We start from the raw sequence: 12,010 nt of genomic DNA, 5'->3' as shown, positions 1-12,010 counted from the left end.
GTGGGCGCCGGCGCCGCTTAGGTTCACGGGGAACACGAGGCACGCGATTCGTGCGACCTGCGTCAACCGTCGCGCGGAGCCTCGTCGGACGGAGGGACGCACCGATGCCGTCCGCCTGACACTTGCGGCCAAACGACCTCGGACCACCAGCCCTCCCCTGCCCAGATCGGATACCTCGCATGTCGTCTGACTCCACCCCGGTCGTCGACCCCACCTACCTCGACGCGTCGCTGCCCGTCGACGAACGAATCGCGAACCTGCTCGGCCAGATGACCCTGGAGGAGAAGGCCGGCCTGTTCTTCCACACCGTGGCGGTCCCCGGACAGGACGGCGCCGTGGTCGAGGACGACCCCGTCTTCGGCATGACGTCGGTAACGGAGCTGATCGCGGCCGGTCTCAACCACTTCAACCTGCTCGGCTCGGCACCGGACGCCCGTGCCATGGCCGCCTGGCACAACACCGTCCAGCGTGCCGCCGCAGAGACCCGCCTGGGCATCCCGGTCACCATCTCGACCGACCCGCGGCACGCGTTCAGCGACAACCCCGCCGCGGCGATGATGGCCGGACCGTTCTCGCAATGGCCCGAGCCGCTCGGCCTCGCCGCCATCGGCGACCCGGACACGGTCGAGCGGTTCGCCGACATCGCCCGGCAGGAGTACACCGCGGTCGGGATCCGGGTCGCCCTGCACCCGCAGATCGACCTGGCCACCGAGCCTCGCTGGTCCCGCCAGAACCACTGCTTCGGCGAGGACGCGGACCTGACGTCCCGGCTCGGCGCCGCGTACGTGCGCGGCTTCCAGGGCGGTGCGCTGGGCACGGAGTCGGTCTCGGCGATGGCCAAGCACTTCCCGGGCGGCGGCCCGCAGAAGGACGGCGAGGACCCGCACTTCGCACACGGCCGCGAACAGGTCTATCCGGGCGACAATTTCGACTACCACCTCAAGCCGTTCGAAGCCGCCTTCGAGGCCGGGGTCTCGCAGATCATGCCGTACTACGGCATGCCCGTCGGCACCGAGTACGAAGAGGTCGGATTCAGCTTCAACAAGTCCGTCGTCACCCGGCTCCTGCGCGATCGCTACGGATTCGACGGCATCGTGTGCACCGACTGGGGCCTCATCACCGACCGCGAGGTCTTCGGTCAGCCGTTCCCGGCCCGCGCCTGGGGCGTCGAGCACCTGAACGAGCGCGAGCGCATGCTCCGGCTTCTGGACGCGGGCGTGGACCAGTTCGGCGGCGAGCAGAACGTGGGCATGCTCGTCGAACTCGTGCGCTCCGGCACGGTCGACGAGCAACGGCTCGACATCTCCGCGCGGCGCATCCTGCGGGAGAAGTTCGTCCTCGGCCTCTTCGACCACCCCTACGTGGATGAAGGCAGGGCCGAACGCGCTGTCGGCTCAGCCGAGTTCCGCGCAGCCGGTGCCGCGGCACAGCGTGCGGCGTTCACTGTGCTCACCAACCGGCAGGACGCGCAAGGTACTCCAGTCCTGCCGCTGGCCCGGGGTAGCCGGATCCACGTCCGCGGTATCGATCCCGAACTCGCGGCGACCTACGGCACGGTGGTGGACGATCCTGCTTCCGCGGACGTGGCGATCGTACGGATAGCGGCCCCGTTCGAACCGCGTACGGACATTCTGGAGAGCATGTTCCACAGCGGGTCGCTGGACTTCCCGGCCGAGCAGCTGGACGAACTCCGCACCCTGGCCCGTACGGTGCCGACCGTCCTCGACATCTACCTGGAGCGTCCCGCCGTCCTCACCCCGCTCGTCGACGAAGCGGCCGCCATCGTCGTCGACTTCGGCGCCGACGACAAGGCGGCGCTCGACGTCCTGTTCGGCATCGCCGAGCCGCGCGGCGCCCTGCCGATGGACCTGCCGCGTTCCATGGACGCGGTACTCGCGTCGCGGTCGGACGTCCCCTTCGACACGGCCGACCCCTTGTTCCGCTTCGGCCACGGGCTGCGCCTGCGCTGACGCCCAGCGGGCTTCGACGAGCTGTGCCTGGTGCCCACCACCGACGTCACCCAGCCGGTCAGGACTCGCGAAGCGCTCGGTATCCGATCGCCGCCGGCACGTACGAGCGTTGGCCCCTCCGGAGACACACCGGAGGGGCCGGCGCATAGGCGATCGTCGCGGGCACTTCTCTTGCCTCAGTCGCAGGCGCCTCCCGCGAGTCATTGCCGGAGCCGACTGCGCCGGGACCGACATCACCCGGCACTCGTGTCATCTCGCAGCCACCTACCGGAGGCCGACGCCTGGGCGGATGCGCCGGGACAGCATGCCCGCGGGCAACCGTCACCGACGCATGTGTTCGAGTGCGGTGAGTGCGGCTTCGAGGTCGAAGTCGAACTGGACGCCGGCGTCGTAGCCTTCCGCGCCCACGGCACGGAGCGCCGGGAAGGCTTCGGGGTCCTGGGCGACGACGGCGGCGACGGAGGCGCGGTGGGGTTCGGCGTCGTGCCGACGCAGGACGAGGACCGACCGAACGTTGGCGTGGACGAGTTCCCCGACGAGGGTGACGGCAAGTCCGGCGGTGCGGGCGGCGAAGCCGTCGCGCAGTAGGACCGCGAACAGCCTTTCGACCTGGTCGAGTTGGCGTCGGCCCACGGAGCCGACGAACAGCTGGTACTCGGCGGGCTCGGTCAGCTCCAGCAACGACTCGCGAGAGGTGCGTGCGAACGCTTCGAGCCAAGTGCGCCAGTCCGCGTCGTCCGCAGGCATCCAGGACTCGTCCATGGCGTCCTCGATGCGTGCGGCGGCGACGAGGGCCACGAGGGCATCGCGGTCGGCGACGTGGTGGTAGAGCGCGGGACGCTGGACGCCGAGGCGGTCGGCGACGGCCTGCATGCTGAGCGGCCGCCCGTCCTCCTGCAACGCGAGCGCGACCTGGACGATCCGCTCCCGGTCGATACGAGCGGGCCTACCCCGACCGCGCTTACTGCCGTCCAAGACTGCTTCCCTTGCCGTTCGGAACCGGACGACCGTCATTTTACAAGGGTAAGAAAAGCCGCGCAGCCGGAGGTTCCGGCGATGGCCCGTACGTCGCCGGAGCTGGACGGCCAGTCCTTGACGCCCAGTTCGCGGTCAGCCCGTCGTCGCAGCCGCCGGGGCCGAGGCCGGACCGGTGAGCTCGCGCGTCAAGGCCGGGTCCGCGGGTTCCACGGTGCGAGCGCACATCTGCACTGCGGCGTGGTTCCAGCAAATGACGTGCTCTTCGGACGGCGCCGTGGACCTCACCAGGTCGCGACGCCGCAGGCACGGGGCGTCGTGCCTGCGGCGTCGAAGACGGCGGCCCGGGACGGGATGGCGCCGTTCAGGCCGCTGGTCAGCTGTTCAGTTCGCGTGCGATGCCGCCGAGCCAGTACGCCGACGGCTTGGGTGTGCGCGCGAATGACGCGCGGTCGACATGGATGAGGCCGAAAGTGAAGTGGTACGAGCCCCATTCGTAGTTGTCCAGGGCCGACCAGTGCAGGTAGGCACGGACGTCTATCCCGTCGGCGCTTGCCGCGGCCAAGCCTTCGAGGGCGCCTGTGGTGTAAGCGATGCGCTGGGTGTCGTCGTCGGCGGCGATGCCGTTCTCCGTGACGAGGATCGCCACGTCCGGTCCGACCACCGCGGCGGTCTGCCGGACGGCCTCGCCGAGTGCCGGAGGGTAGTACTCCAGACCGACCAGGGTCCGGGGAGTGTCCTCGGCGTGCGGAATCGGCCCGTCCTTGCCGAGGCGGGTGCGGGAGTAGGACTGCACGCCCACCCAGTCGTCGTCCCGGGAGACGTCGAGGAACACCTTCTCGCGGGGCCAGGCGTAGGCCGCGGCCTCCGCCTCGGCACCGGGCTCGGCCTGGAAGACCTGGCTGGCGATCGTCCAGCCCAGTTTGAGGTGCGGGTGCACGGCCTTGACGGCCTTGACCGCGGCTTTGTGTGCCCGGATCAGGGCGTCGGTGCTCGGCTGATGCGGTACCAGCGCGGCCATGGTGGGGACGTCCGGGGTATCGCCGTCGGGCGCCATGAGCCCGTTCACCAGTGTGATCATGTTCGGCTCGTTGATCGTGGCGACGTACTCGACGCCTTCGCCGAGGATCTCCGCTACGACGGCCGCATAGTTCGCGAACACGTCGGCGGCGTCCGGCGCGAGCCATCCGCCGCGTGCGGCGAACCAGTGAGGCGAGGTGAAGTGGTGCAGGGTCACCACCGGGGTGAGACCGCGCTCGACGGCGCCGCGGATCATGCCTCGGTAGTGCTCCAGCATCGCACGTGAGATGTTTCCGGGTTCCGGCTCGATGCGAGCCCACTCGATGCCGAACCGGTAGGCGTTGAAGCCGAGATCGCGGAGCAGGTCCATGTCTTCGGGCCAGCGGTGGAAGTGGTCCACCGCGTCGCCGCTCGGTTCGGTGATGGGAATCGGACCCGGATTCCCGCTGTGCTCGCGCACCCACCAATCGCTCGACACGTTGTTGCCTTCGACCTGGTGCGGTGAGGTCGATGCGCCGAACAGAAACCCGGGGGGCCAGTCGAACCCGTCCGGTGTCTGCGGACGATGCGCCGGGATGGTCATGGGAACTCCTTGGTTGTGTGCGGCGCCGCGCTGTCGACAGCACGGGCAGTGGGTGAGCAGCTCGGAGCTGCTATGCGGGTGCCGGGCCCACGAGCCGCCATGTCCACACGTAACGGCCCGGCCCCGCACGGAACGTCGACCCGGGCAACGCCGCAGGGACTTCCACGTCCTCAACAGGACTGCGTCTCGGGCCCCGCGGGTGGCCCCGGCAGTCTTCGGGAGTTCGACGAACGCGGCGATGCCGTCGCTGATTTCGAGGCAGACGGGAAACGGTCCGCGGCGTCACATCAGCGTCGGCGTCCGCCTCCGCGGGCTTCGGGATGGTTGCGGCCCCGACCGTAGACGCCTGCCGGACGCACCGTCAACGATTTTCTCACGGCCGCGAGAAAATAGGCCGGACCAGGCCGCGCAACCACCCCGTAGTCGCGGCCGACCGGGGCAGGCGCCGGCACAGCCAAGGGCGGACGGGCAGGACACAGTATTTTTTACACCCGACGGAAAATCACTTTTCGGTTACGTGTCGACAAAGGCAGGCCGCTGCTCTTGCCGGATTCACGTGCGTGAAAAAAGATGTCCGCACGGTCCGGCCTCGAGAGACGCCTCACCGCACCACCGCGGAGCGTTAGGCCGCGCCGGCGGTCGAGGACCGGCGATCCCCATCCCCCTTCGTTTGGAGAGATCCATGCGCACGCAGCCCTTGCCGAGAATCGGCGCCTCGATTGCCGCCAGTGCGCTTCTGCTGACCGGGTGCGCCGGCGCCGGCACCACGGCCGGCAGCACCGACAGCCTGAACATCGGTTCGCGGACGGCACCGCAGGGCTTCGACCCGGTGAACGCCATCGGCAGCGCGCTGCCGTACTACCAGGCGGTGTACGACACGCTGATCAAGCGCGAGCCGGACGGCAGCTACAGCCCGATGCTCGCCACCGCGTGGGATCTCGACCCGACGCGTACCACGCTCAGCCTGACCCTCCGCCAAGGCGTGGCCTTCGGCGACGGCACGCCGTTCAACGCCGAGGCCGTCAAAGCGAACCTCGAACGCTTCAAGAACACGCCCGGCTCCAACACCCGCTGGCTCACCGACCTCGACGCCGTCGACGTGGTCGACCCCGCGCATGTCGAACTCAAGCTCAAGCAGCCCAACCCGGCCATGCTCTACTACCTCAGCGACTCGGCCGGTCTCATGGCCAACCCGGCCAAGTTCGCGCAGCCCGAGAGCCTGAAGGCGGCCCCGGACGGTACGGGGCCGTACAAGCTGAACGCCGCAAAGACGGTCACCGGCACCAAATGGGTCTACGAGCGCAACGACCAGTACTGGGGTACGAAGCTGCCCTACAAGACGGTGACGTACAACTACTTCGACAACGAGACCGCCATCGTCAACGGCCTCAAGTCGGGCCAACTCAACGCGGCCGTCCTGCTCGACGCCGACCAGCAGCTCGCCGTGGAATCCGGCTTCAAGACCAAGTCCACGCCGCAGAACTTCGACTTCTCCTGCCTGATGCTCCTCGACCGCGACGGCGTCCTCACCCCGGCACTGAAGGACGTGCGCGTGCGCCAGGCGCTCAACTACGCCGTCGACCGGCAGACGATGCTCAGGTCACTGCAACGGGGCAAGGGAGAGGTCACCAGCCAGGTATTCGGCACGCAGGCGCCCGGATACAAGAAGGAACTCGACGGCTACTACACCTATGACCCGGCCAAGGCCAAGGCTCTCCTCGACCAGGCCGGCTACGGCAAGGGCTTCACCCTCAAGCTGCCGCGCCCCGTCGGCATGGTCAGCGACGCCCTCGCTGCCTCCCTCCAGACCGATTTCAAGGCCATCGGCGTCACCGTGGTCTGGGACCAGTTCGACCCCACCCAGCTCGTCCAGAAGGTCTTCACCGGCCGCCAGTACTCGGGGCTCGTCATGAACCTCGGCCAGTACTCGAACGACTGGGCGGTCGCGAACGACTGGGTCGCGCCGGGACCGTTCAACATGTTCGGCAACACCGACCCGACCATCCAGGACCTGATGGCCAAGATGAAGACGGACACGGGTGACCAGGAGAAGGCCGACGCCCAGGCACTCAACCAACGCCTCGTCGAGCAGGCCTGGTTTCTGCCCTTCTACCGCGTGACCTACCTGCACGTCACCGACGGGACCGTGAGCGTCGTTCCCCAGGACGGCATGGCCAGCCCCTCGATCTACAACTACACCCCCGCCAAGTGACCGTTCCTCGGGTGCCGAAAGCCGACCGCCATGCTTCTTTTCACCGCGCGGAGAGTCCTGTCCGGACTGTTTCTCCTCTTCGTCATCTCGTTCCTGGCCTACCTGCTCCTGTCGGTCCAGGACACCGACGTCGGACAGCAGGTCTTGGGCATGGGCGCCCGCCCCGACCAGATCGCCGCGAAGAACGCCCAACTCGGCCTGGACCGCCCCCTGATCGCCCAGTACTTCGACTGGCTCGGCCATGCCCTGCGCGGCGACCTGGGGACGTCCTGGTACACGGGTGAGGACATCAACCAGACCGTCTCCACCCGGCTTCCGGTCACCCTGAGCCTCATGGTCGGCGTCACCCTGGTCAGCGGCGTGGTCTCGTTCCTCGCGGGCACCTGGGCCGCACTGCGGCAAGGCGGCGTCGTCGACAAGGGCATCCAACTCCTCGGCGTCCTCGGATACGCCGTCCCCGGGTTCCTGCTGACCCTCGTGCTCGTGCAGATCTTCGCGGTTCAGCTCAAGTGGTTCCCGGCCATCGGCTACACCCCCTTCGCCGAATCGCCCAGCGGCTGGCTGTCCACGATCACCCTTCCGGTGATCGCCCTGTCCACCGGCGCGGTCGCGGGCGTCTCCCAGCAGGTCCGCGGCGCGGTCGTGGACGTCCTGCGCCAGGACTATGTCCGCACACTCCGCGCCCGCGGCCTCCCGCCGCACCGCGTCGTCCTCAAACACGTGCTGCGCAACGCCTCCGCACCCGCACTGTCGGTGCTCGGCATGCAGTTCGTCGGTCTCATCGGCGGCACCGTGCTCGTCGAGCAGATCTTCGCCCTGCCCGGGATCGGCAGTATGGCCGTCACCTACACGGCACGCGGCGACGTTCCCGCGATCATGGCCGTCGTCATGGTCAGCGTTATCGGTGTCGTCCTGATCAACCTGCTCGTCGACCTCTCGATCGGCTGGCTCAACCCGAAGGCGAGGGCCGCCGCATGACCGACACACCCGCGCTCACCGCCGCGGCGGACCCCCCGCCGGCCGCTGTCCGCGGCTTGGCCGGACGCCTGATGCACAACCCGCTCGGCGCCACTGCCGCGGCATTCCTGGCCGTCATCGTGCTCGCGTCGTTCGCGGCACCACTGCTGGCCCCCGGCGACCCGGCCGCGGCGAGCCTCAAGGACGCCTTCGCCGACCCGAGCGGCGCCCACTGGCTCGGCACCGACTCGGCGGGCCGCGACATTCTCTCGCGGCTGCTGTACGGCGGCCGCGAGACGCTGCTCGGTGCACTCGTCACCCTCGGCATAGGCCTCGCACTCGGCGTGCCGGCCGGCCTGTGGGCCGGCTACCGCGGCGGCAGGTTCGACGCCGTCGCCGACTGGTGCGCGAACTTGGTGACGGCCCTGCCCGCGATGATCGTCCTCCTCGCGTCGCGCGCCATCATCGGCGCTACCGTGTGGGCGTTGATGATCGTGCTTGGAGTGCTCGTCGCCCCGGCGTTCTTCCGCTTGGTCCGCAGCATCGTCACCACGGTGCGCGGCGAGCTCTACGTCGACGCCGCCCGGGTCTCCGGCCTCTCCGACACCCGGATCGTCACCCGCCACGTGCTCATCGTGGTGCGCGGACCGGTCGTCATCACCGTCGCCCTCGTCGCCGGCATCGCCATCGGGCTGCAAGCCGGACTGGAGTTCCTCGGCATCGGCAGCGGCGACACCCCCACGTGGGGAGCGATGCTCAACGAGGCGTTCAAGAACATCGAACGCGCTCCCATGCTGCTGTTGTGGCCCGGCCTGGCGCTCGGCCTCACCAGCGCCGCGTTGGTCCTCTTGGCCGCGGCGATGCGCGATGCTTTGGAAGACCGCGGGATACGCGCCCGCGCCGCCCGAACGCGCCGCGCCGCAAAGCCGGAACCCGCACGGGAGGGGGAAAACGCGAGCCCTGTGGTGCCGCGGCAGCGCGCCGCGCTGTTGTCCGTACGGGACCTCGCTGTCGCCTACCTGACCCCGGCCGGGACCGAACGCCGCGTCGTGCACCGCGTCGACCTCGACGTCGCCCCGGGCGAAATCGTAGGCCTGGTCGGCGAATCCGGCTCCGGGAAGACACAGACGGCGTTCGCCGTGCTGGGGCTGCTCCCGGCCGCCGGTCGAATCGCCCGCGGAAGCATCCTCGTGGAAGGACGGGAACTCGTCGGTTCCTCGGAACGCGACTACCGCGCCCTCCGCGGTAAGACCATCGCGTACGTACCCCAGGAACCGATGAGCAACCTCGACCCCGCGTTCACCATCGGGAGCCAACTGACCGAACCCCTGCGCGTGGTCCTGGGGATGTCCCGCAAAGACGCCTCGGCACGTGCGCTCGCCCTGCTGCGCGAGGTCGAAATCCGTGACCCGAAGCGGGTGTTCGACTCCTATCCGCACGAGATATCCGGCGGCATGGCGCAGCGCGTCCTGATCGCCGGCGCGATCTCGTGCGATCCCAAGCTGCTGATCGCGGACGAGCCGACCACCGCACTGGACGTCCGTGTGCAAGCCGAAGTCCTCGACTTGCTTCGCCGATTGCGCGATGACCGCCAACTCGGAGTGCTGCTCGTCACCCACAACCTCGGCGTGGTCGCGGATCTGTGCGACCGCGTCGCGGTGATGCAGACCGGCCTCATCGTCGAAACCGGCGACACCGCCCGGGTTCTGCACACGCCGACTGCCCCCTACACCCAAAAGTTGCTGAACGCCGTCCTGGACGACGTCCCGGCCCGTGCCCCGTGGCAGCCACATCCGGCAAGGAGCACCGCATGACCGATCCCCTGCTCGACATCGTGGACCTGCGTGTGGCCTACCAGGGCAAGGGATGGCGCGCACCGAGCACGGAAGTCCTCAAGGGCGTCTCCCTCTCCATCCGCCGCGGCGAAACCCTCGGGCTGGTCGGGGAATCCGGGTCCGGCAAGACCACCCTGGGCCGGGCCGTCCTCGGACTGGCACCGGTCACCTCGGGCACCGTCACCTTCGACGGCGAGCGCATCGACGACGCCGACCGCAAGCGGCGCCGCACGCTCGGCCGGGACCTCCAAGTCATCTTCCAAGACCCCCACACGTCCCTGAACCCGTCGCGCACAATCGGCGACACCTTGGGCGAACCGTTGCTCGGGCACGGCGTCGGCGCCGCCGAGGCCCGCGCCAGGGTGGTGTCCCTGCTCGACCGCGTGCACCTGCCCGCCGACGCCGCCGGGCGCCTGCCCCGCGAGTTCTCCGGCGGCCAGCGCCAGCGCGTCGCCATCGCCCGCGCCCTCGCCCTGCGTCCGCGGCTGGTGGTGTGCGACGAGCCGGTGTCGGCACTGGACCTGACCACCCAGCGCAACGTCCTCGACCTTCTCCTGGAGATCCAGCAACAGACGGACGTCGCCTACCTGTTCGTCTCACACGACTTGTCCGTCGTGCGACTCATGAGTCACCGTGTCGCTGTGCTGCGGCACGGCGAGATCGTGGAGACCGGCGACGCGGCGGCCGTCACCGGTAACCCGGAGCACCCCTACACCCGTGATCTGTTGCTGTCCGCGCCCGTAGCCGACGTTGCCGCACAGCGCGAACGACGCATGCGCCGCCGCCCGAAAGGGTGCGTGGATGGACTCGTAGTCGACCGAGGCCAGGCGTCACTCCCACACGCAAGGCGCGTTGCGCCGAGGAACACGATTTAAGGGCATGAAGCCCACTAATCAGTACTCGGTGGCCCGCTGGCCCGCTGGCCCGCTGAGCGTTTCCACCCTGCGCCCGCCGAACAAGCGAGCGGCGAGGAACCGGCGTTCGCCCCGCAACGGTGTCCTTCTTCCCCACCGGTTACCGCACCGGATCCGGTCCGCCTCCGCGGGGATGGGCGGGACGGTCGAGATGGAGTGCGCGTGCGTCGGCGTAGCGGCGGCGGACGTGGGCGTCGAACCGCTGAGGGCGTAGCTCGGTGCATTCGATCGTCCAGGTCGGCGGGCCGCTGTCCTGGTTGATCGCCCACGCGGCCTGGCGGGCTGCCCCCAGTGCGGCGTATTCGGCGGGTTCGGGAAGCGCGACCGGGCGTCCGAACAATGCCGGGGCGATGTCCGCGATGGCCGGGGAGCGGGCCGCGCCGCCGGTAAGGACAACGCGCTCGCCGTGGACACCTGCTGTGTCGAGGGCATCGAGGGCGTCCGCCAGCCCGCACAGCATGCCTTCTATTGCGGCGCGAGCCAGATGGGCCGGATTGGCGGTGTGTCCGGTCAGGCCGTGAACAGCGCCTGTGGCGTTGGGGAGGTTGGGGGTGCGTTCGCCGTCCAAGTACGGCACCAGTACCAGGCCATCCGCACCCGGTGGTGCGGACAACGCGAGTTGGGCAAGCCGAGCGTGGTCCACGCCGAGCATGTGTGCGGTGGCGTCGAGTACCCGGGCTGCGTTGAGCGTGCACACCAGGGGCAGGAACCGTCCGGTGGCGTCTGCGAATCCGGCAACGCTGCCGGTGGGATCGGCGGTGGCGGTCCCTGCAAGGGCGTACGCGGTTCCCGACGTGCCGAGCGAGACCACGAGGTCTCCTTTGTCCGCGCCCAAGCCGAGCGCGGCGGCCATGTTGTCGCCCGTGCCGGCGGAGACCGCGACGCCGCCCGGCGTCGTGCCGGCGAGCTCCGAGGGCGCCAAGACGCGGGGAAGTACCGGCACCCGTCCGAAGGCAAGGCGCAGCAGGTCCTCGCGGTACGTCTGGGTGTGGGGCGACCAATAGCCGGTACCCGACGCGTCGCCCCGATCGGTGACCAGGTCCGTGAGGTCACGGCTGCCGGTCAGCCGCCAGGTGAGGTAGTCGTGGGGCAGGCAGACAGCGGCCACGCGGGCGGCGACGTCGGGTTCGTGTTCCGCCAGCCAGCGCAGCTTGGTGACGGTGAACGACGCCACGGGGACGCTGCCGACCGCATCGGCCCAAGCCCCCGGGCCGCCGAGCTCGCGTACCAGGTCGGCGGCTGCCCGGGCGGACCGCGTGTCGTTCCACAGCAGCGCGTCCCGGACCACTTCCCCGTCGTGGTCGAGGCAGACCAGGCCGTGCTGTTGGCCGGCGACGCCGATGGCCGCGACGTCGTCCAGGCCGCCCGCTTCGGCAAGCGCGTCTTGCAGTGCGCGCCACCAGTGTTCGGGGTGGACTTCGGTGGCGTCGGGGTGGGTGGCGCGGCCGTGCCGGACCACCGTGCCGGTGTCGGCGTCGCAGACGACGACTTTGCAGGCCTGGGTGGAGGAGTCGACGCCTGCGACGAGGCGGGGTGTGGCCATG

Annotated in this window: 8 protein-coding genes; 5 read left to right on the top strand and 3 right to left on the bottom strand. The window is 69.5% G+C overall.

The window, feature by feature from the left end; genetic code table 11:
- The first annotated feature begins 179 nt into the window (after positions 1–179).
- Entirely contained in the window at positions 180–1,970 is a 1,791-nt protein-coding gene (locus tag ACPA54_RS30160; RefSeq protein WP_423534558.1) for a glycoside hydrolase family 3 protein, read from the top strand.
- Between the two features lie 321 nt (positions 1,971–2,291).
- On the opposite strand, the gene ACPA54_RS30155 is transcribed toward ACPA54_RS30160, so the two are convergent.
- Positions 2,292–2,945, bottom strand: coding sequence for a TetR/AcrR family transcriptional regulator C-terminal domain-containing protein (locus ACPA54_RS30155; protein WP_423534557.1), 654 nt, complete (start codon positions 2,943–2,945; stop codon positions 2,292–2,294).
- Positions 2,946–3,321: 376 nt separating this feature from the next.
- The gene (locus ACPA54_RS30150) at positions 3,322–4,548 is read right to left on the bottom strand and encodes a family 1 glycosylhydrolase (RefSeq protein WP_423534556.1); all 1,227 of its coding nucleotides are present in this window, start codon (positions 4,546–4,548) and stop codon (positions 3,322–3,324) included.
- 682 nt (positions 4,549–5,230) lie between these two features.
- Between ACPA54_RS30150 and ACPA54_RS30145 the strand changes: the two genes are divergently transcribed.
- The 4 genes from ACPA54_RS30145 to ACPA54_RS30130 are packed head-to-tail and all read left to right on the top strand — an operon-like array spanning position 5,231 to position 10,427.
- Positions 5,231–6,760, top strand: coding sequence for an ABC transporter substrate-binding protein (locus ACPA54_RS30145; RefSeq protein WP_423534555.1), 1,530 nt, complete (start codon positions 5,231–5,233; stop codon positions 6,758–6,760).
- A gap of 30 nt (positions 6,761–6,790) precedes the next feature.
- Entirely contained in the window at positions 6,791–7,738 is a 948-nt protein-coding gene (locus ACPA54_RS30140) for an ABC transporter permease (RefSeq protein WP_423534554.1), read from the top strand.
- On the top strand, positions 7,735–9,531 hold the full coding sequence (locus ACPA54_RS30135; RefSeq protein ID WP_423534553.1) for an ATP-binding cassette domain-containing protein: 1,797 nt from the start codon (positions 7,735–7,737) through the stop codon (positions 9,529–9,531). The genes ACPA54_RS30140 and ACPA54_RS30135 overlap by 4 nt, the downstream gene beginning before the upstream one ends.
- Complete coding sequence (locus ACPA54_RS30130) at positions 9,528–10,427, top strand: ATP-binding cassette domain-containing protein (RefSeq protein WP_423534552.1); 900 nt, start codon at positions 9,528–9,530, stop codon at positions 10,425–10,427. The genes ACPA54_RS30135 and ACPA54_RS30130 overlap by 4 nt, the downstream gene beginning before the upstream one ends.
- A gap of 139 nt (positions 10,428–10,566) precedes the next feature.
- Here the strand turns inward: ACPA54_RS30130 and xylB are convergent, their stop codons facing one another.
- Positions 10,567–12,009 (bottom strand): xylulokinase, encoded by a 1,443-nt coding sequence (gene xylB / locus ACPA54_RS30125; protein ID WP_423534551.1) that lies wholly within the window; start codon positions 12,007–12,009, stop codon positions 10,567–10,569.
- Position 12,010 lies beyond the last annotated feature (1 nt).

This window comes from Uniformispora flossi, assembly GCF_049534875.1.
Lineage (GTDB): Bacteria > Actinomycetota > Actinomycetes > Streptomycetales > Streptomycetaceae > Yinghuangia > Yinghuangia aomiensis.
This window is presented reverse-complemented; position numbering and strand designations above follow the sequence as displayed.